The organism is Roseateles depolymerans (assembly GCF_003387155.1).
Classification (GTDB): Bacteria; Pseudomonadota; Gammaproteobacteria; order Burkholderiales; family Burkholderiaceae_C; genus Roseateles; species Roseateles depolymerans.
The window spans coordinates 1,784,519-1,805,030 of sequence record NZ_QUMT01000001.1; the positions used below are offsets into that span (position 1 = coordinate 1,784,519).

The window sequence follows — 20,512 nt, forward strand, 5'->3', positions numbered from 1 at the left end:
TGGGCCGTGCTGTGTATGCTGCTTGCGATGCTACCATCCGCCGCCGTTCCGGACGGAGGCGGCAGGGGGAAGTCCGACGTGCAGACAGAGCAGGCGTTCAGGTTTGGCGAGTTCCAGCTGCTGAAGCAGCGCCGACTGCTCCTGGAGAACGACCGGGCCGTTCGCTTGGGCAGCCGCGCGCTGGACCTCTTGACGGCGCTGCTCGAGCATGCCGGCGACATCGTCAGCAAGGAAGCGCTGATGGCCTATGCCTGGCCCACCGCCGTGGTGGAGGAGACGAGCCTTCGTTTCCATCTGTCGTCTCTGCGCAAGGCGCTGGGGGATGGCCAGCAAGGTCGGCGCTTCATCGCCAATGTCAGCGGCCGGGGCTATTGCTTCGTGGCGCCTGTGCAGAGGCTCCAGCAGGCCAGCGACACGGACGCCCCCACAAAGAACAGTGCCCACAATCTTCCGGTCCGACTGACCCGCATCATTGGGCGGTCCGACCTGATCCAGCGGATGGCCCACCTGTTGTCCGAGCGCCGCTTCGTCACCATTGCCGGCCCCGGCGGGATGGGCAAGAGCACGCTGGCCATGGCCGTGTGTGAGGACGTGCTGCCCCACTATCCGGATGGGGTCTGGTTCGTGGACCTGTCCCCGCTGTCCGACGGGGCCCTTGCGGTGGGCGCGCTCGCGACAGCGCTGGGCATTTCCGTGGACGAATCGGACCCGATGCGGCGGGTCGGTGAGTTCCTGAAAGAGAAGCGCCTGCTGATCTTCCTGGACAACTGTGAGCACCTCATCGATGCCGCCGCCGCGCTGGCAGAAAACCTGCTGGCGTCGGGCCGGCAGGTGCATGTGCTGACCACGAGCCGCGAGCCTCTGAGTGCCTGCGGCGAATGGCTGCAACGACTGCCGCCGCTGGAGGTGCCCGCCCGCTCCAACCCAAGCGACCCATCGGTCTCATCTGTCCCCGTCACCGCCGCGCAGGCCCTGGCGTCATCGGCGGTTCAGCTCTTCGTGGAGCGGGCGACCGCCAGCCAGGACAGCTTCGAGCTGACCGACCAGGACGCCCCCGGCGTCGTGGACATCTGCCGGCAGTTGGACGGCATGCCCCTGGCCATCGAACTGGCCGCCGCCCACATCAACGCGTTTGGCGTCAGCGGTCTGCTGGCGCAGATGGAACGTCGTCTTCCCCTGGGCGGGCAGGTGCGGCGAGCGGGGCCTCGGCGCCATCAGACCCTTCGAGCGCTGCTGGATTGGAGCTTCGACCTGCTGTCCACGCCGGATCAACGGCTTCTGGGCCGTCTGGCGGTGTTCACCGGCCCGTTCACCATGGACGCAGCCATGGCGGTGTGCGCCGACCCGCAGCGCCGCGGACCCGAGATCCTTCTGGGCATGGAGTCGCTCGCGTCCAAATCCCTGGTGCTGGTGTTGCCCCGCGCCGGGGAGATGCATTACCGACTGCTCGACACCACCCGCTCCTATGCCATGGAGCGGCTGGAGGCGATGGGCGAGCAGGGCACGTTGCGCGAGCGGCAGGCGCACTATCTGTGCGAGGTGATGGCGCAGGCGGAACGCGACTGGACGGTGCTCGGTCGGGCTGAGTGGATCGCGACCTACAGCCCCTTTGTGGATGACGTGCGCGCGGTGCTGGATTGGACGTTCACCACGCCGGAGGGCGCCCTGGCCGCCGTTCGGCTGACCTCGCTGTTCTTCACGATGGCCAATGCGCTGTCGTTCCAGTCGGAGCTGCAGCAGCGGCTTGAATGGGCGATGGAGCGCTACAGCGCCCTCGGTGTGCAGGAGCCGGCGCTTGAATTCAGGCTCTGTGCCTTGACCTCCCTGTCCCTGACGCTGGCCAGCGGTCCCAATGCCAGGGCGGACGCCCTGCTGACGCGGGCCCGGGCGCTGGCCGACCAGATGGCCGCGCCGCAGCAGCAGGTGGAGGCGATCCACCAGCTGTTTTCCGCAGCGGTGTACGCCGGGAACTCCGCGCTGGCGCGCATCCATGCGGATGCCCTGAGCGAGCGGGCCACCCGCTGCACGGACGTCGCCGTGGCCTTGGCCGCCGACCGGGCCCAGGCGCATGTGTCCCTCCTGATGGGAGAACTGGCAGCGGCCCGGCGCCTGATGGAGCGGGTGATGCGTTACCCGATGCTGCAGATGCCGGCCGGCCCGCCTTATCCCATGTCTCAGAGCGTGTCCATGCGCATGCTGCTGGCACGCGTGTTGTGGCTGGAGGGCCTGGCGGAACAGGCGCTGGATGTGGCGCAGCAGGCGCAACAACTGTCGGCGTCGGAGAATACGTTTTCGCAGGGCCTGGTGATGTCGTGGGCGATCTGCCCGGTGGCCCTTTGGACGGGAGATCTGCAGCAGGCGAGGGCGGCGATCGAGAGGCTCAAGCAGGACGCGCTGCGATATGACTTCGCCCTGCAGGGCTCCTACGCGGACGAGTACGAGCGCGTGCTGGGCCATCGGTCGGGCGCGCCTGTGGAGACGTCCGTTGCCGGGGATCGCGCGCAGGGGCGAGGGCGCGTGTCGGTCAGCGGCCCGCTGGCCGACTTCATGGCGACCCTGGGGGAAGCGTTCCTCAGCGACGTGGCCGTGGCTCGGATGGAGTCGGGCCAGGCGCCGTGGTGTGCGCCTGAGGTGCTTCGCTCGCTGGGTGAGCGGGCGCGCGCGGCTGGCCGTGACGACGAGGCTGTGTCCTTTTTTGAGCGTTCGCTCGGCATGGCCCGGCAACAGGGCGCGCTGGCCTGGGAGCTTCGTGCCGCCAGCAGCATGGCCCGGCTGTTCAGGGACCAGGGCAGACCGGCGCAAGGGAAAGACTTGCTGCGGACCGTGTTCGAGCGCTTCACCGAGGGCTTCGAAACGGCCGACCTGATGGCGGCCGCCCGGCTGCTGGGCGAACTGGATCCGGCGGCTCGCCCTCACTCCTAGCGTTCATCCGTGGGGCGACGGGCGTTGCGTCCGGACGGCTGCGACAAAGCAATATCCCCGGCCCGGCACGTTGACGATGTAGCGCTGGTCATTCTGGCCATCGCCGAGCACTGCGCGCAGCGCGGCGACCTGGGTACGCAGGGTGGCCTCCTCCACCGCCTGGCAGCCCCAGACATAGGCCATGAGGGCCTGCTTGCTCACCACCTCCCCGGACCGCTCCACCAGGGCGATGAGCAGGTCCATCGTCCGGCCGCCCAATCGGACCTCACGTTCGCCGTCGAAGAGCAGCCGCTCCGAGCGGTGCAGCGTGAACGGGCCGAAGGAGAGGGCCTGCTGGATATAGGGGCGCATGGGGGCGCATGTTCAGGGCGAGGCGCGCCGCGTGGACTCGGGTCCGGAGGGGGCCGCATCCTGGCTCCATCCGCCGCCCAGTGCGCGGTAGACCGAGATCTCCGCGACCAAGGTCTCCGCATGGAGTTGCAGGATGCTCTGCTGCACCGCAAAGAGGCTGCGCTCCGCCAGGAGTTGATCGAGATAGGAGGCATAACCCTCGGCATACCGCCGGCTGGCGATCTTGTACGACCGCTCCAGCGCCGCGCCCTGCAGTTCTGCTTGCGCGAGTTGCTCCTGGCTCTTGGAGAGCACGGTCAACTGGGTCTCGACCTCCGAGAGGGAGGTGAGAACGACTTTCTGATAGGTGAGCAACGCCTCGTCGCGGCGGGCTGATGAGGCGCTGGCCAGTGCCCTCAATTGGCCGCCATTGAAGAGAGGGGCCAGGATGCTGCCGCCCACGGACCAGATCGAGAACGGACCCTGCCGCAGGATGCTCGAGCTGACCTGGCCGTAGGACGCCGCCAGGTTGAGCGAGGGCAGCAGGCGCGCCCGCGCGGCGGCCCACTGGGCATCGGCCGCCGCGACCTGGCTTTCGGCCTGGGCGATGTCCGGGCGCCGGCGCAGCAGTTCGGAGGGAATGCCGATGTCCGGCAAGGGCTGCAGCGACACCTCGAGAAGGGGCAGCCCCCGCTCGATCGATCCTTCGGTGCGTCCCAGCATCACCCTGAGCACCTGTTCCTGGCGTTTGCGGGCGAGTTCCAGCTGCGGAATCGACTGCGTCGTGGCGCGCCACTCTGCCTCGGACTGGGCCGTCTCGAGGGCGCTTGCGTAGCCCATCCGCTGCCGCTGGCTGTTGAGCGTCCATGATCGTTCCCGCGATTCGGCGGTGCGGCGCGCGAGGTCCAGTTGCGCGTCGAGGGCCCGGAGCGTGACGTAGCCACTGGCCACACTGGCGGCCACGCTCAGCGCGACCGCGTCCCGGGCCTGCCGCATGGCGTCCTCGCTGCGTTCAGCGGCGGCGGTGAGGTCGTGCACGCGGCCCCACAGGTCCACTTCATACGAGGCCCGCACGTCGACTTCGTTGTTGTGGGAGAGGTAGGGATGCAGGCTGACGCTGCTTACCTGCCGGGAGCGGTTGGCGCCATCGGTCAGCACCACCTGCGGAAGCTCGGAGCCCCGCTGCGCGGCGGTCATTGCCCGGGCTTCCTGGAGCCTGGCTGTGGCCAGGCGCAGGTCGAAGTTGTTCTTCAGCGCTTCATCCACCAGGGCATCAAGGGTGGGGTCGTGAAACCCGCGCCACCATTGCGACGCCACCGCGAGGCGGCCGCCCTCCACCTGCCAAGCAGCGGGTAACTGAACGGACGGCGCGGGGGCCGGTGCCGGTGTGGCGCAGGCCTGAAGGATCAGCGCCAGTCCGGCGCAAGCCAGCCGCACCCTCACGATCCAGCCTTCCGGGTGTCCACGCTGGCGACCACGGACAGCCCGGGCCGGAGCCGGTCGGCATCTTCCTTGGCCAGCTCCAGCACGATACGCACGGGCACACGCTGGGGGATCTTGGTGAAGTTCCCTGTCGCGTTGTCCGCCCGAATGACACTGAATTCAGAACCGGTGGCGGGGGCCAGGCTCTCGACATGGCCCCGCAGCACCTTGTCGCCCAGCGCATCCACGCGCACGGAGGCGGGCTGACCCGGCGACATGTGCGCGGTCTGCGCCTCCTTGTAGTTGGCAATCACCCAGAGCCTGGACGGGACCAGGGCCATCATCTGGCTGCCCGGCGTCGCATACTGACCGAGCTTGACGCCCACTTCACCCACCCGGCCGGCCTGCGGCGCCCGGATGTTGGTGTGCTCGAGGTCGATCTCGGCCAGCTTGACGGCCGCCCGCGCCGAGGCCACGTTGGCTTCGATGACGCGCCTGTTCACGATGACGGCCTGCAGATCCTGCCGGGCGAGGGCGCGGTTGGCCGCCGCCTGGAGTTGCGCCGCCTTGGCCTGCTTCTGCGTGGCTTCCGCCTGCCGCAACAGACCGTGGGTCTGGTCGCGCTCCCGGATCGAGAGGGACCCGTCCGCCACCAGGGCATTGACGCGGTGCTCGTCGGCCCAGGCCCGCTCCAGCTGGGCCTCACTGTTCACGCGCTGGGCCTGCGCCATGGCCACGGCCGCTTCGCTGCCCAGCAGCGTGGCTTCCTTTGCACGGCGCGACTGGATGAAATTGGCCAGATTGGCCTCCTGGGCGGCGAGGGTGGCCTTGGCCTGCTCGAGCTTCTGCGCATAGTTGCCGTCGTCGAGTTTGACGAGCAGTTGCCCGGCTCTCACGTCCTCGAAGTCCTTGACCAGCACTTGCGCGACATAACCATCCACCTTGGGCGCGATGATGGTGATGCTGCCCCGTACATAGGCGTCTTCCGTGGTCTGCACGTCGCTGCGAAACGGCGGCAGCTCCCACGCGTAGAGGACAGCCAGAACACCCAGCAAGGCGGGAACGGTGACAAGAACGAAGGTTCGGGCGGGAATCATTGGGGCAAGGTGGGTTGGAACGGTCAAGGGGGCAGGGCGCTGTCATGACGCTGTCATGGCGCTGGTCGGAGGGCCGCTGGGGTGCCGACTTGAGCGCTGGATTGAGCGCCGACAGGGGCGCCGGCGGGTGCTCCGGCTTGCGCGCGTGAGGGATCACCCGCCGCGTCCTGGTCCCGTCGCCGGTCTTTCTGGTGGGCCCGCCAGGTGAGCGCCCCCAGAACGATGAACATGACCACGCCGATGGCGGCAATGCGCTGGAACAGGTCGTTGTAAGCCAGCACCATCGATTCACGCGTCACCTGCTGCGCCAGCAGCGCCGCGCCTTGCCGCGTGCGCTCGGCGGGATCGCTCACGACCCGCGCGACCGAGCCGGCCAACTGCGCCAGTCGGGTGCTGACCTGAGGGTCGCCGTACTGGATGTGCTGGGCCAGCGCGGAGTACTGGACGGTTTGCCGCTGCGCCACCGTGGTGCTCACCCAGGCGCTTCCCAGCAGGCTGCCCAGGTACTGCGCCAGCGTAAACGCCGCGAGAAAGCTCACCAGGTTCTTTCCGCCTTCCGCCATCACCGGTCCGAAGCCCAGCAGCACGGCGCCCGAGAAGAACGCGGCCAGCCCGGCGGACAGGATGGCCTGCGAAACGTAGAGCTGCTCGGGGCGTGTCAGCGCGGTGGCGGTGGCGTCGAACAGCGAGCCGCTGATGACCAGCACCAGGGCCAGCAGGCCCAGCACCCGGGGCCCGCGCCGGGCTGCAATCCCGATGCAGGCGATGAAGCCGAGGAAGGTGGCCGCGGTGACGATGGAAAACAGCGTTCCCATCTGCTCGTTGCTCTGCCCCAGGACGGTCATCAGTCCGACGATGCCCACCGATTGCTCGGCCAGAACGATGCGGAAGAACAGCACGGCCACCACGAACTGGATCATGAAGGGCCTGACCAGCCAGCGCAGGTCGATCAGCGGCTGGGCGCGATTCAGGTCGAACAGGACGTAGAGCCCCACCAGGACGATCGAAGCCGCCAGGCATTGGCCGATCCAGTCGGTGTCGGTCCACCAGTAGAGCCGGCCCTGGGACACCGCCACGCTGAGCAGCGCGAGGCCACCGGCGTAGAGCGGAAAGGCCACGAAGTCGCCCCGGGTCCACGACGCTTGAGGCGGCGGCGCTGGCAGGCGGATGAGATGAATGGCCGCCAGGCTCAGCAGCGCCAAGGCGACGTCGATCAGGAACAGGCCGTGCCACTGGCCCAGCTCCAGCAGGCTGGGGGACATCACCCGGGACAGCGGCATGCCCAGTTGCAGGAAGCAAAAGCCCAGCAGCAGTCCGACGACCTGGAACCTGGGGGCGAACGCTTCAATGAGATAGAGCACCGCCAGGGTGCTCATCACCGGCGACACCGTGCCCAGCATGGCGCGCACCATGACGGCCGAGGACACGCTGTTGGCGGCCAGGTGAAGCGCCGCAGCCCCGAGGAACACGCACAAGCCGACAGTGGCGAATCGACTCAGCCCGACATGCAGACGGATCTTCACCAGCAACAACGTGGACGACAGGGCCGCCGCGAAGTACGCGGTGGTCAGCCAGCTGGCTTCTGCGGCGGTGGCGCCCAGCGCCCCCTGGATATTGGCGAGATTCGAATTGGCCAGATGCAGGCCCAGGCTCTGCGCCAGGCCGATGACCGCGCCGGTCACACCGCATCCCACGCGCCGGAGCATCTCAAGAGACGTCATGTCAAACCCTGCGGATGAATGAGGTTGGAGACCCGAAGACTTGGCTCGGTATTGGGAGGGATCCGCGGCCCGAATGGAATTCGCCACCGTTCCTGCCTGCGCCTCTGCCAAATGGGCTAATCGCGGAAAGAGTGCCGCGCGGCGCATCACTCGATGCTCAAATGGAATGCACGGTGACGACGGCAATGGATCGATGTCTAACAATTCTGAACACGCAAGGCTGGCAAAGGCTAATAAGTGACAACTTGCCCATGCGGAGCGCGGCCGACATCATCAGATTCATTGTCGATGTCATCGGCAGGGAGAGATCTGATGCAGCATTTAGAAAACATTCGCGTCCTCATCATTCACGAGGAACCCATCGTGGTGGCCGGCCTTCTGGCGGTTCTCAGCACTGAGCCGGGCATGACGGTGACCACGGCGTCCAGCGGTTCATCCTGGCAGCGGGAATGGGCAGCGCATGGCACGCATTGCGATGTCTTGATTGCCGATTACCACGGCGCATTGGAGACACTCGCAGACCTGAGAAAGACCGGGCGAAAGGAAAGCCGGATGGTTCCGCCCAGGGTGTTAGTGGTGACCCAACTGTCCCGCGAGTGGGAAGTCCGCATTGCAATGGACGCCGGCGCGTTCGGCTACCTGATGCAGAACTGCTCGGTGGCGGAGATCGTCGCCGGGGTACGAATGGTCGCCTCCAATCGCCGGTATCTCTGTGGCGCCGTGGCGGAGCGGATCGCCGAGAGTCTCACGCGCATGACGCTGACCGCTCGGGAAACCGAGGTGCTGGAACTGCTGCAGCGTGGGATGTGCAACAAGACCATTGCTCGGGACCTGGGCATTGCACCGGGCACCGTCAAGGCGCATGTGGCGGGCATTCTGGACAAGCTGGGCGCGACCACCCGGACGCAAGCCGTCGCCGTGGCCACCCATCGCGGCTTGTTGCGAGTCAGTGCCGCGCAACCCTTGCGCCGGTCCACCTCATCGGCCCGGGTCGGCGTGGCAAGGAGCGACGTGTCCGGCCTGCAGGAGCTGGCACCCGCCACGCCCGCCTGATGCCGATCCCACCGACTGCTCTGAAGGTCCGCCCCATGTCGTTCTCCGCCACCGTTCTAAATGCCTTCGCCAGCGTGCTGCTGGTGGGGGGAAGTCTTGCGTCGCTGGCCTGCGCCCAGGGCGCGGACACCCCGTCCTTCCAGCAACTGGACTCGATGGAGGCGCGGGTCCAGGGGTGCGTGACCTGCCATGGGCCCAGCGGGCAGGGGACCGGCAGCGGCTATTTCCCACGCATTGCAGGCAAGCCGGCCCAGTACCTGTACAACCAGCTGGTGGCCTTTCGGGATGGGCGGCGGACGTATCCGCCCATGAATGCCCTGGTGGCCTACCTGCCCGATGCCTACCTGCGGGAGATTGCCGAGCACTTCGCGAGGCAGCGCCCAGACTTCGCGGCACGCGAGACCAGCTCTCTGGACGCCGCCACGGTCGCCCGGGGAAAGACCCTGGCGACCGTGGGTGACGTCCAGAAGGGTGTCCCGGCCTGCATGGCCTGCCATGGGGCCCGCCTGTATGGCGTGGAGCCGGGCATTCCCGGGCTGGTCGGACTGCGGTCCAGCTATATCGCGGCACAGCTCACACGCTGGCGCGTTGGCGAGCGTCGAGCGCGGGAGCCCGATTGCATGAAGCGTGTGGCAACGCGTCTGACGGATGCGGACATCGCCGCCGTTGCCGGATGGCTGTCTCAGCAGAGCGCGCCGGTCGATGCAGCACCAGAACCGGCAGCGCTGCAGCGAATGCCTTACGCCTGTGGCAGCCAGCCTCTCGGCGCACAGACCACCGGAGGTGGGCAGTGAAACCCGCCGTCCGAATCCTTCCTGTGGTGAGTCTGGGCGCGGCGCTTTGCGCGGGCGTGCTGATTTTTCTGCGGCCGGCAGCCATGTCACAGGCGCTCTCCAGGCCGCTGGCGCCCAACAACACTGGCGGCCCCAACGAGGCCACCACCGAGCGCATCACCCGTGGAGAGTATCTCGCCCGGGCCGGTGACTGCGTTGCCTGCCACACCGCCCCGAACGGCAAGCCATTCGCCGGCGGGCGGGCCATGCCCACGCCATTCGGCAGCCTCTTTGTCCCCAACATCACGCCGGATGAGGAGACCGGCATCGGTCGTTGGAAGGCCGATGAGTTCTACCGGATGCTCCATACCGGCATTTCGCGTGATGGCTCGCTGCTCTACCCGGCGATGCCCTTTGCCTCCTACACCAAGGTGACTCGAGAAGACTCGGATGCCATCTTTGCGTTCCTCCAGTCCCTGCCGCCGGTGCGTCAGAAAAACCGGCCGCATGAACTCAAGTTCCCGTTCAACGACCGCAAGCTGCTGGTGGGATGGCGAACCCTTTATTTCAAAGAAGGGGAGTTCCAGCCGGATGTGAAGGCCTCCAAACAGTGGAACCGCGGGGCGTATCTGGTGCAGGGGCTGGGGCACTGCGCGATGTGCCATACCTCGATCAATGCCCTGGGCGGCTCCCGGCAGTCCAAGGCCTTCGAGGGGGGCATGATCCCCAATCAGAACTGGTATGCACCGTCCCTGACCTCCAACCGCGAGGCGGGCCTGGGAGACTGGCCGCTCCAGGACATTGCCGACCTGCTGCAGGTCGGTGCGTCCCATCGGGGCACCACCTACGGCCCGATGGCCGAGGTGGTCTACAACAGCCTGCAGTACCTCACCGACGAGGATGTGATGGCCATGGCGGTCTACCTCAAGTCCTTGCCCATGCGGGACGCCGAGGCCCCGCCCACCCCGCGCGAGCGCCTTGTGGACCCCGGCGTGATGGAGCTCGGCCGAAAGGTCTATGCCGCCCGTTGCGCGGTCTGCCATGGTACGGAAGGCGTGGGGCACCCCCCTGCGTTTCCGCCGCTGAAGGGCAACCAGTCCATCACCATGCTGTCGCCGGTCAATTCGATCCGGATGGTGCTGAACGGCGGCTATGCCCCGGGCACCTTCAAGAATCCGCGGCCCTATGGCATGCCTCCGTTCAGCCATGTCTTGAATGATGAGGAAATCGCTGCGGCGGTGACCTACATCCGCCTGGCGTGGGGCAACCAAGGCACCCCGGTCACCGCGGTCCAGGTCAATGAGCTGCGCAAGATCCTTCCTGAATGAGGCCTGCAATGACCCCCATTGAACAGCCCGCCGCCATGGGCGCTGCGGACACCGCTAATGCCGCTGACACCGCTGATGCCGCCGGTGCGGCCAGCGTCGCCGACGCAGCAATGCTGGAAGACATCGTCGTACGCGGCCCCGGCGGCACCTTTGCCGTGGTGGGCGTGGCGACCACCGTGGTCGTGGCGATCTGGTTCGTCTTCTACTTTTTCGTCTACCTGCCGCGAGGGACTCTGCAATGATCAGCCTGGAACCCAGTCACCGGTCGGAGGCCGTGGCCGCAGGGGCCGAACGACGGTGGGCCCTGATCGTGGTGGCCATCGTCGGCGTGCTCATTGCCATGATGGTGTTCACGGGATGGCACTGGGCCGCCATGCCGCCCTCGCGCGTGGAGACGGTGGACGTCAGGACACTGCACACGCAAGGGGAGTTCGTGGAGGCCAACCTTGGGACCGAGGTCCGACCCGACGGAAAAATCGTGGTGCGCCTGGTGGCGCAGCAGTACTCCTTCCAGCCTCAATGCATCGTGGTGCCGGTGGATACGCCGGTCACCTTCCGCGGCACCAGCACCGATGCCATCCATGGTTTTGTCATCGGGACGACCAATGCCAACACCATGCTGGTGCCAGGCTTTGTGTCCACCTTCACCACGAGCTTCCGCAAGACGGGCGAGTCCCTGATGCCCTGCCACGAGTACTGCGGAACCGGGCATGAGGCGATGTGGGCGCGCGTGCAGGTGCTGTCCATCGAAGAGTTCCTGGCGAAGTCACGCCCGGGAGAAAGGCTCAGCTGTGTACCGAGCTAACAAACTGGTCCTCGCCCATTTCTGGGTGGCCATCGGCGCCTTCCTGGTGGCGATCTGCCTGGGGGAATGGCAGATGTTCATGCGCTCGCCGCTTAGTGCCTGGATCAGCAATCCGGAGCACTACTACCGTTCCGTCACGGCCCATGGCACGGTCATGGGCTACGTGTTCCCGACCCTCATCGCGATGGGGTTCGGCTACGCCATTACCGAGCGGGCGCTCCAGCGCGCGCTGATCGGCCTGCGGTGGGCCTGGGTGGGCTTATGGCTGCTCCTCGTCGGCGCAGCGATGGCGTCAATCACCGTCGCCCTGGGCAAGGCATCGGTGCTCTACACCTTCTATCCGCCGCTGACCGGCAGCCCGTTCTACTACCTGGGCGTGGTCCTGGTGGTGGTGGGCTCGTGGATCTGGGTGGCCCTGATGGTCGTCAACCTGCGTGCCTGGAAGCGGGACCAACCGTCCGCCACCGTGCCCCTGGCCATGTATGGCAATGTCGCCGGCGCACTGCTGTGGGCGTGGACGTCGCTCGGCGCGGCGCTGGAGATCCTGCTGCTCATCCTTCCCGCGTCGCTGGGATGGGTGGATACGATCAATGCGGGTCTTGCACGGGTCTTCTTTTCCTGGACCTTGCATGCCATCGTCTATTTCTGGCTGATGCCGGCCTACATCGCGTTCTACACCATCGTTCCCCGGGCCATCGGGTCGCGCCTGTACAGCGACACCATGGCGCGCGTGGCCTTTGCGCTCTTCCTCGTGTTCTCGATGCCGATCGGCATCCACCACCTGTTTGCCGATCCGCAGGTGGGAGCGGGCTTCAAGTTTGTTCATGCCGCCATGACGGCCATGGTGTCGGTGCCCACCTTCCTCACGGTGTTCACCATCGTGGCGTCGGTCGAGATCGTGGCGCGGCTGCGCGGCGGGCGAGGGGTGTTTGGCTGGCTGAAGGCGCTGCCCTGGTCCAACCCCATGATGCTGGCGCTGACTTTTTCCTTTGTGATGCTGGGCTTGGGCGGCGTGGGCGGGCTGATCAACATGAGCTACCAGCTCAATGAAACCGTTCACAACACGCAATGGGTGACCGGCCACTTCCACCTGATCTTCGCGGGTGCGATCGTCATCATGTATTTCATGATCGCCTACGACCTGTGGCCGTCGCTGACGCACTGCGCGCCGCTGCCGGAACGTCTGGTCAAGGTGCAGTTGTGGTTGTGGTTCGTCGGCATGCTGGTGCTGACGCTGCCCTGGCATTGGGTGGGGTTGCTGGGCATGCCGCGGCGCATGGCGTATTACGACTACAGCCATCCGGCTTTGCAGGCGCAGGCCTGGACGGTGACGGCATCCGTCTGTGGCGGCGCGCTGCTGGTGGTGTCCGCATCGCTCTTCGTCTACCTGCTGGCCTTTGCCGGTCGAAGGCGCGGCACGCCGGTGCCGTTCACCTTCAGCCGGGCCGTGCATGAAGGAAGGCGACCGCCGGCGGCACTCAACGGATTCGGCCTGTGGGTGTTCATGATGGCGGCCCTGACCCTCGTCAACTACGGCTACCCGATTGCGCAACTGGCTTCATTGAAGGAAGCGCGCGTGCCGGTCATTCCTATCGGGACACGATGATGAACAACGCGGTCTTTTCCTGGCGCAACGTCTGGTTCCGCCGCAGCGTCGTTGCGCTGGCCGGGCTCACGCTGCTGTGGATGCTGGTGGGCTTCGTCTGGCTCCCGTCCGTGTCCGTGGGGTTTGCGAGCGAGGGGGTGTGGGCGAGCATCTGCCGTGCGGCCGGCGTCCCCGCTGCGTGGAGCCCCCAGTCGCCAGATGCCGTGTCCCCGCCAGTGTCCACGCATGTGGTCCTGGAGCGAACGATGGCGGCGCCGGCGCCGAGTAGGTCCGTGGGCCGCGGAGCCACGCTGGCCCTGAACTGCACCATGTGCCATGGAAGCCGCGGCATGAGCGGATCCGAGGCGCCCAACCTCGCGGGACAGTACCGCGAGGTCATCATCAAGCAGTTGCGGGACTACCAGGAGGGGCAGCGTGCCAGCACCATCATGCAAGCGCTGGCCCGCAACCTGAAGGCGCAGGACATTGAAGACCTCGCGGCCTACTATGCGTCGCTGCCCCGGCCGCATCGCGTGGAGACCGCCCCTGCGCAGGTGCCGTCGCCCGCCCTGGTGCGGGTGGGGGCGCCTTTGCGCAATGTCGCGCCCTGCATCTCCTGTCATGGCGGCGTCGACCAGAAGCTGGGGGCGCCCTGGCTGGAGGGCATGCCCAGGGCCTACCTGGTCGCGCAGCTCAACAATTTCCGCTCCGGCGCCCGCGCCAACGACAGCCATGCGCAGATGCGCAACATGGCGCGTGCCATGACCCCTGGCGAGATTGCGGAGGTCGCGGCTTTTTATGCCGGCGACGACGCGCACTGATCACCGCCGCAGCGCTCTACGCCGAACGGGAGAGGTGCTCCTGCACCATGCCTCCAATGCGGGCGGAGCAGGGCATCCCTAGCATCTGCTGTATTCGCTGTATCCGCTGAATCCGCTTTGCCTCCCTCCACCACGCCGAGACCGTCCCAGATGACCACCGCACGTGCTCCGCTCAGCAAGCGCTCCAACGCTTCCTCCAAGAAGCCCGCATCGTCCCCGTCGTCTCACGCCGCCCTCACGCCGGCGGACGTGGACCACGCGCAAACCGCCCTGGTGCTGCAGGGCGGCGGTGCGCTGGGGTCCTACCAGGCCGGTGTGTATGAGGCGCTGTCCACGAAATATCGGTCGGTGGACTGGGTGGCGGGCGTGTCGATCGGGGCGATCAATGCCGCACTCATCGTGGGCAATGCGCCGGAGTACCGGGTGGAGCGGCTGCGGGAGTTCTGGAACCTCGTGTCGTCTGCACCCGGTCAGCAATGGCCGGCGTGGCCCGCTGCGCAGTCGTCCTTCAGCCAGCTCAGTGCCGCGTCCGCTGTTGCCATGGGCATTCCCGGCTTCTTTGCGCCGCGAATGTCCCCGCAGCTGGTGTTGGGGAATTCAGCGCCGCTGCTGAGTTATTACGACACGGCGGCTCTGAAGGCGACGCTGGAGCGGCTGGTCGACTTTGATCGCATCAACCACGGTGATGTGCGTTTCTCGGTGGGTGCCGTGAACGTGCGTACCGGCAATTCCGTCTATTTCGACAACACCGAGTGCACCATCGGCCCCGAGCACATCATGGCCAGCGGGGCGCTTCCTCCCGGCTTCCCGCCTGTGAACATCGACGGGGAAGACTACTGGGATGGCGGCATCGTCTCCAACACGCCGCTGCTCCATGTGCTGGAGCATCACAACCGCCATCGCCGGCTGCTCGTGCTCCAGGTGGACCTGTTCAATGCACGAGGGGCCATGCCCAAGACGCTGGGAGAGGTGGCCTCCCGCCACAAGGACATCCAGTTTTCGAGTCGCACACGTCTGAGCACGAACGTGATCGCCGCCAATCTGAATGCGCGTCAGGAGCTGTTGGAACTGCTGGACCAGTTGCCCGCCGCTTTGAAGGGCGATGCGAAGGTCGTGCACGCCCGCGAACTGCTGCGCCGCGAGCCGATTGACATTGTGCAATTGGTCTATCGCCAGAAAGGCTACGAGACCGCCGAGAAGGACTATGAGTTCTCGCGTTCCATGATGCAGGAGCATTGGAAATCGGGCTTCGAGGACATGGGCCGCACCCTTGCACATCCCGAATTGATGAGGAGCCGTTTGCGCGCGGTCGGGGTCACGACCTACGACATGCTCGACGGCGACGGGCTGGATGTGCGTCAGGCCGCCAGCCCGGTCTGACGGTGCGGTGCCGCTCCCAACGACCGCGACCGAAGCTCCCGCCTGCCTCCATTCGCTGCTCCCCCGACACCGATCCACCCACCACCGATCCGGAGCCTGCCATGCATATCGACGCCATCCGCAAGAACGCCTTCGCCATGCCGTTCACGAACCCGGCATTCCCTCCCGGGCCTTATCGATTCGTCCGGCGCGAGTTCTTCATCATCACCTACCGCACCGATATGGACGCCTTGCGCGCCGTGGTGCCGGAACCGCTGGAAGTGGTGGAGCCGCTGGTGAAGTACGAGTTCATCCGTATGCCCGACTCCAGCGGTTTTGGCGACTACACCGAGTCCGGCCAGGTCATTCCGGTCCAGTTGCGGACCGCCAAAGGCCTGGAGAAAGGGAATTACACCCATGCGATGTACCTGAACGACCATCCGCCGATTGCCGGGGGACGGGAGCTCTGGGGGTTCCCGAAGAAGCTCGCGTCGCCCAAGCTTGAATACCAGACCGACCTGCTGCTGGGCGTGCTCTATTACGGCAAGTCGCCGGTGGCCAATGCCACCATGGGCTTCAAGCACCGGGCGCTGGAGCCGGGCCCGATCCTGGACAGCATTGCGCAGCCCAATTTCCTGCTCAAGATCATTCCGCACGTGGACGGCACGCCGCGCATCTGCGAGCTGGTGCGCTACCACATGACCGACGTGACGCTGCACGGCGCCTGGACCGGGCCTGTAGCCCTGGACCTGCATCCGCATGCCTTGGCGCCGGTGGCAGATCTGCCGGTGCTGAAGGTGGAGTCGGCGGTGCACTACATCGCGGACATGACCTTGGCGCTGGGCACCGTCGAATACGACTATCTCGCCTGAGTCGGGCTCGAGTCCGTTTTCCGAGACGCTTTCCTTCATTCAAACGCCTTTGCAGGAGTTCATTGCCATGACCGTCAAGAACAAAGTTGCCCTGATCACCGGCGCTGCCAGTGGCATCGGCAAGGAAATCGCCGTTGTCTTTGCCCGCGCCGGCGCCAAGGTGGTCGTCGCGGACCTGAACCGGGACGCCGCCATTGCAACGGCCCAGGAGCTGCGCGCCGCGGGCGGTGAAGCCATGGGCGTCGGCATGGACGTCACCAGCGAGGAGCAGGTCAATGAGGGCGTCGATGCGGCTGCCAAGGAGTTTGGCGGCATCGACGTACTGGTGAGCAATGCGGGGATCCAGATCGTCCAGCCCGTGCACGAGTTTGAGTTCGCGGCCTGGAAGCGGATGCTCGCGATTCATCTCGACGGTGCCTTCCTCACCACCAAGGCCTGCCTGAAGCACATGTATGCGCAAGGGCGTGGTGGCAGCGTGATCTACATGGGGTCGGTGCATTCCAAGGAAGCCTCCAAGCTCAAGGCGCCCTATGTGACGGCCAAGCATGGGTTGATCGGCCTGTGCAAGACGGTGGCGAAGGAGGCGGCTGCCTATAAGGTGGCGGCCAACGTCATCTGCCCCGGCTTTGTGCGTACGCCGCTGGTGGAGAAGCAGATTCCTGAACAGGCCGCTGCGCTCGGGATCTCCGAGGAAGCGGTGATCAAGAATGTGATGCTCAAGGAAACGGTGGATGGCGAGTTCACGACCACGGATGACGTGGCGGAACTGGCATTGTTCCTGGCGGGGTTTCCGTCAACGGCGTTGACCGGGCAATCGGTGGTGGTGAGCCACGGGTGGTTTATGCAGTAAGGGGAGGGCCGGGGTGCGCAACAAGCGTGCACGGCGGTCGGAGGGCCTTCTGGCGCCTTCGGGGTGATGCTGAGACAGCCTTGGGAGCGCTACGGCACGCTTGGTCAGCTGCATCAGCGAAGGACTGCCGCACCGCTGGTTGAAGGGCTGGATCGGCACAGGACAAAGCCTCAGTCCGGACATGCTTCACCGGAATCCAGGTGCAGCCGAAATGGCTTCCATCCGCCCGGTGGGTCCCATTCGGCGTCACCGAAGATTCGGCCATCTTGAACGCGGTGAACGACGACACCATCGATCCCAAGTTCGGACATCCTCCACAGAAGCCTTCCAGTCCCGTCGAAGCGCAGCAACTCTGACGCCGACGCCACCAACACCGAGGAACCCAGCTCCGGTGACTCAAGATCGATTGCAGTGAACAGCTGGCCGAAATACCCATCGAGCGAGTGCGACACCAACTCGCCGTTCCTTGGGGAGAACACGGCAACTTGTTCGCCGTAGCCGATGTAAACCAACTCACCGATGCCGCGCACATCCTGAAAGCAGGAGTACCCAACACTTGCGAACAAGTCAACTCGCCACCGAGCCTGCGTGCCCGAACGGATTCCAACAGCCGCAACTGGGGCCGCCGTTGGGTTGGTGGGGGTGCCCAATACAACGCGAGCAGCATCGTGCCAGTCGTTAACGGCCTCAGCGCTGATGAAGGTTGCCAGCATGCTCATTGCTACGCAGTCTAACCAGGCGTGATCGGTGGTCAGCGGGCAGCAAAGTCATGCTGACCCCGACAACAGGAGGTGTTCTCGCGCGTGCTTCTTGGGCTGACCAGGCCGAGAGGGTGAAAGGTTTCAGTTTCGCTCTGGCAGGACGGCTTCTTCATTGCCATACAGACTTGCGCTGGCAAATCGCACCACGAAGCCCGCAGCCGTGTCACATACCTCGTAGCCGGGCGAACCGTCGTCTCGCAGCGCCGGATGCACGACCAAGTTGACGGCGCTCCATGAAGATGGGCCGTCAAGGTAGCTGCAATAGAAGAATGCGATCCCAACGGGCTCTTGCTGCGCGTCCTGCTTGGCAAGCTTCAAAACGAACCTGTCGTGATCGTCACTGTATGCATTGAACGACGCCGCGCAGCCGCGCCATTCGTTGAGTTCCTGCTGGAACGCGTTGACATCGCAAGTCTTGACTTTCATTTCAGGGGGTCTGCGCCTGGGCGCCGTCGACGCGAACGCGGTCATGCAGCGCACGACCGCGGTTCTGAGAGGTCAGCGCTGCAACGACGCTGCACCGACCTTCGGAGTTCGGATCCAGTCGATGATGGCCAGGAGCAAGGGGGCTCCAATGATCCAGGTTGGAATGAGCGCGTTCATATCGACTCCATTGAAGGCTGAGGTTCATGAAGCGCGGCAATGCGTGTGCCTCATCAGACCACGGACCCGTTCAACCAGGCCTGTGCCTGCCACGGGTGCGCCGCCTCGGCAGCGGCCGCCGACCATCGAACGTCGCTCACGTCCACGCCTTGCTGCAAAAGCCAGGCCTTGGCCGCAGCCAGCCGGCTTCGGTCGTCGCCCAGGGAGTAGGGATGCGTGCGGAAGGCGCTTGCGGCGCCGTTCAGGTCGTTCAGCATCAGTCGCGCGGCCAGCGGCCAGGCGCCGCCCAAGCCGCTCGTGGCATATGCCGGTGAGTCGGCCGCCGCAGCGATCCCCTGCAAGGTCAAGCGGCGCTCGAACAAGGGCAGCGCATGGTCGTGAGTGATGGCCGCGAAGGCTTCTCCCAGCACCGAGCCGGGAGTGGGACGTTGTCGCTGCAGCCGCCCATCGGGCCGCCAGCTGATGCCGGGCGGCAGGGGCGAGCCCACGGCACCCATTTCGGACAGTCGCACCATGCAGGCCACATGGCTGGCGTGGTCTGGCACTCGCCATGCAAGCTCAGGTCTGTAGGCGAAAGGGCGTACGCCGTGCAGTCGTTCAATGAGCGCTGGCACTTTCACGGTCGCATGCATCCAGCAGGTCCGGAACCCGTACTCGAACTGAAACGCCAGCGCCTCCAGACGTGGCACCCCATCGTTGTCGGTGCGGCGATGAAAGACGCGTTCCGTGCGGGTGAATCCGAGCGGCAGCAACAGCGCATCAAGCGCGGGCCAGATCTCGTCGGCATGGCGGATGGCATTGGAGCGGCGCGTCATGCTCTGCGGGTCCCCGCGGTCACGAATCGGCGAGAGCCTTGGTCACGAACGTCTTCGTTGGGGGCGGGGACTGAGCCCCGGCACACCTGGGCGCGCCATTTCCCGTTCAGCGGGATAATCGATGCCATTGCTCTAGCAAGCCTTCCCTGGATTCTTGTTTTGCGACGGCCCGTCTGGGCGGGTGCTTCGTCGCGCTGTGGTGTCAGTGCCAAAGTCTATCCCGGGGGCGTTTGTGCAGTTTCGTGCTTCGGCGCCCACTTCAAAGATGTCTGATTCCCCCCACCAACCCTTCGCTTTCAGCCCGTGGAGGCTGTCCGTTGCGCCGATGCTCGACTGGACCGACCGCCACTGCCGCTACTTCCACCGGCTGTTGACCCGGCACACGCTGCTCTACACCGAGATGGTCACCACCGGCGCGCTGCTGCACGGCGACCAGCCGCGCCATCTGGACTTCAGCGAGCAGGAACATCCCGTGGCGCTGCAACTCGGCGGCTCCGAACCCGCCGATCTCGCCGCATGCGCCAAACTGGCCCAGCAGTGGGGGTATGACGAGGTCAACCTGAACTGCGGCTGCCCGAGCGAGCGCGTGCAGCGCGGCGCTTTCGGCGCCTGCCTGATGGCCGAACCGGGCCTGGTGGCCGATGGTGTCAAGGCCATGAAAGATGCGGTGAGCATTCCGGTCACCGTCAAGCACCGCATCGGCATCGACAAGATCGAGAGCTACGACTTTGTCAGAGACTTCGTCGGCACCATCGCCGAGGCGGGCTGCGAGGTCTTCATCGTCCACGCGCGCAATGCCTGGCTGCAAGGGCTCTCGCCCAAGGAAAATCGCGACATCCCGCCGCTTCGTTATGAGCTGGTGCACCGGCTCAAGCAGGAGTTCCCGGCCCTGACCATCGCCATCAACGGCGGCATCAAGACGGATGACCAGATTGAGCAGCAACTGGCGTACGTGGATGGCGTGATGGTGGGTCGGCAGGCTTATCACGAGCCCTGGCAGATGGCGGGCTGGGATCAGCGTTTCTTCGGCGCAGCGGCGGCCCCGGTGCAGAGCCGGGAAGCGGTTGAAGACCAATGGCTGGTCTATCTGGAGCAGCAGGTGGCGCAGGGACGCCCCTGGTCACAGGCCATGCGGCATGCACTGGGCCTGTGGAACGGACTACCGGGTGCGCGTCGCTGGCGGCAGGTGTGGTCGGACCATCGGCTCAAGCACCTGCCGGTGCGTGAAGTCGCCCGTCAGGCCACCGAGGCGCGTGAGACGGCCGCGGAGATTGCGCGGCAGCATCCTGCCTTCCAGGCGCCCGTGGACGCCTGAGCGCTCCCAGCACTTTGAGCGAACCCAGCACGCTGAACACTCGGGGTGCGTCCCGGTCATCCAGGGCGCACTAAGGGTTT

Annotated in this window: 19 protein-coding genes; 12 read left to right on the plus strand and 7 right to left on the minus strand. The window is 65.8% G+C overall.

The window, feature by feature from the left end:
* Positions 1 to 78 precede the first annotated feature (78 nt).
* Positions 79 to 2,922 (plus strand): ATP-binding protein, encoded by a 2,844-nt coding sequence (locus DES44_RS07870; protein ID WP_170156628.1) that lies wholly within the window; start codon positions 79 to 81, stop codon positions 2,920 to 2,922.
* Between the two features lie 3 nt (positions 2,923 to 2,925).
* Here the strand turns inward: DES44_RS07870 and DES44_RS07875 are convergent, their stop codons facing one another.
* Genes DES44_RS07875 through DES44_RS07890 form a run of 4 tightly spaced genes read right to left on the minus strand, consistent with a single transcriptional unit; the run spans position 2,926 to position 7,492 of the window.
* Positions 2,926 to 3,273 carry a winged helix-turn-helix domain-containing protein gene (locus DES44_RS07875; protein ID WP_058935473.1) on the minus strand — a complete coding sequence of 116 codons (348 nt, stop codon included), beginning with the start codon at positions 3,271 to 3,273 and terminating at the stop codon, positions 2,926 to 2,928.
* Between the two features lie 12 nt (positions 3,274 to 3,285).
* A complete protein-coding gene (locus DES44_RS07880; protein WP_211326927.1) occupies positions 3,286 to 4,689 on the minus strand; it encodes an efflux transporter outer membrane subunit in 1,404 nt (467 codons plus the stop codon).
* Positions 4,690 to 4,691: 2 nt separating this feature from the next.
* Positions 4,692 to 5,771, minus strand: coding sequence for an HlyD family secretion protein (locus DES44_RS07885; protein WP_058935471.1), 1,080 nt, complete (start codon positions 5,769 to 5,771; stop codon positions 4,692 to 4,694).
* 53 nt (positions 5,772 to 5,824) lie between these two features.
* Positions 5,825 to 7,492 carry an MFS transporter gene (locus DES44_RS07890; RefSeq protein ID WP_170156630.1) on the minus strand — a complete coding sequence of 556 codons (1,668 nt, stop codon included), beginning with the start codon at positions 7,490 to 7,492 and terminating at the stop codon, positions 5,825 to 5,827.
* Between the two features lie 312 nt (positions 7,493 to 7,804).
* On the opposite strand from DES44_RS07890, the gene DES44_RS07895 reads away from it, so the two are divergent.
* From DES44_RS07895 to DES44_RS07940, 10 genes are all read left to right on the plus strand, one after another.
* Positions 7,805 to 8,545 (plus strand): LuxR C-terminal-related transcriptional regulator, encoded by a 741-nt coding sequence (locus DES44_RS07895; protein ID WP_058935469.1) that lies wholly within the window; start codon positions 7,805 to 7,807, stop codon positions 8,543 to 8,545.
* Between the two features lie 35 nt (positions 8,546 to 8,580).
* Entirely contained in the window at positions 8,581 to 9,339 is a 759-nt protein-coding gene (locus DES44_RS07900) for a c-type cytochrome (RefSeq protein WP_058935468.1), read from the plus strand.
* A gap of 32 nt (positions 9,340 to 9,371) precedes the next feature.
* Positions 9,372 to 10,646: a c-type cytochrome gene (locus DES44_RS07905; protein ID WP_375137511.1), complete on the plus strand. Its 1,275-nt coding sequence runs from the start codon at positions 9,372 to 9,374 to the stop codon at positions 10,644 to 10,646.
* An 8-nt stretch (positions 10,647 to 10,654) separates the two neighbouring features.
* The gene (locus DES44_RS07910; protein ID WP_058935466.1) at positions 10,655 to 10,888 is read left to right on the plus strand and encodes a hypothetical protein; all 234 of its coding nucleotides are present in this window, start codon (positions 10,655 to 10,657) and stop codon (positions 10,886 to 10,888) included.
* Positions 10,885 to 11,451 (plus strand): cupredoxin domain-containing protein, encoded by a 567-nt coding sequence (locus DES44_RS07915; protein ID WP_116001378.1) that lies wholly within the window; start codon positions 10,885 to 10,887, stop codon positions 11,449 to 11,451. The genes DES44_RS07910 and DES44_RS07915 overlap by 4 nt, the downstream gene beginning before the upstream one ends.
* Positions 11,438 to 13,057 (plus strand): cbb3-type cytochrome c oxidase subunit I, encoded by a 1,620-nt coding sequence (locus DES44_RS07920; RefSeq protein WP_058935465.1) that lies wholly within the window; start codon positions 11,438 to 11,440, stop codon positions 13,055 to 13,057. Before DES44_RS07915 ends, DES44_RS07920 begins: the two co-directional genes overlap by 14 nt.
* Positions 13,054 to 13,857: a c-type cytochrome gene (locus DES44_RS07925; protein WP_058935464.1), complete on the plus strand. Its 804-nt coding sequence runs from the start codon at positions 13,054 to 13,056 to the stop codon at positions 13,855 to 13,857. Before DES44_RS07920 ends, DES44_RS07925 begins: the two co-directional genes overlap by 4 nt.
* A 150-nt stretch (positions 13,858 to 14,007) precedes the next feature.
* Complete coding sequence (locus DES44_RS07930; protein ID WP_058935463.1) at positions 14,008 to 15,237, plus strand: patatin-like phospholipase family protein; 1,230 nt, start codon at positions 14,008 to 14,010, stop codon at positions 15,235 to 15,237.
* Positions 15,238 to 15,338: 101 nt separating this feature from the next.
* On the plus strand, positions 15,339 to 16,088 hold the full coding sequence (locus DES44_RS07935; protein ID WP_058935462.1) for an acetoacetate decarboxylase: 750 nt from the start codon (positions 15,339 to 15,341) through the stop codon (positions 16,086 to 16,088).
* 67 nt (positions 16,089 to 16,155) lie between these two features.
* Complete coding sequence (locus DES44_RS07940) at positions 16,156 to 16,938, plus strand: 3-hydroxybutyrate dehydrogenase (protein ID WP_058937455.1); 783 nt, start codon at positions 16,156 to 16,158, stop codon at positions 16,936 to 16,938.
* Positions 16,939 to 17,108: 170 nt separating this feature from the next.
* Here DES44_RS07940 and DES44_RS07945 read toward each other — a convergent pair whose 3' ends face one another.
* From DES44_RS07945 to DES44_RS07955, 3 genes are all read right to left on the minus strand, one after another.
* On the minus strand, positions 17,109 to 17,651 hold the full coding sequence (locus DES44_RS07945) for a hypothetical protein (RefSeq protein WP_058935461.1): 543 nt from the start codon (positions 17,649 to 17,651) through the stop codon (positions 17,109 to 17,111).
* Positions 17,652 to 17,780: 129 nt separating this feature from the next.
* Complete coding sequence (locus tag DES44_RS07950; protein WP_058935460.1) at positions 17,781 to 18,125, minus strand: hypothetical protein; 345 nt, start codon at positions 18,123 to 18,125, stop codon at positions 17,781 to 17,783.
* Between the two features lie 230 nt (positions 18,126 to 18,355).
* A complete protein-coding gene (locus tag DES44_RS07955) occupies positions 18,356 to 19,117 on the minus strand; it encodes a hypothetical protein (RefSeq protein WP_058935459.1) in 762 nt (253 codons plus the stop codon).
* Between the two features lie 265 nt (positions 19,118 to 19,382).
* Between DES44_RS07955 and dusA the strand changes: the two genes are divergently transcribed.
* Complete coding sequence (gene dusA, locus DES44_RS07960; protein WP_058935458.1) at positions 19,383 to 20,432, plus strand: tRNA dihydrouridine(20/20a) synthase DusA; 1,050 nt, start codon at positions 19,383 to 19,385, stop codon at positions 20,430 to 20,432.
* Positions 20,433 to 20,512: the final 80 nt, after the last annotated feature.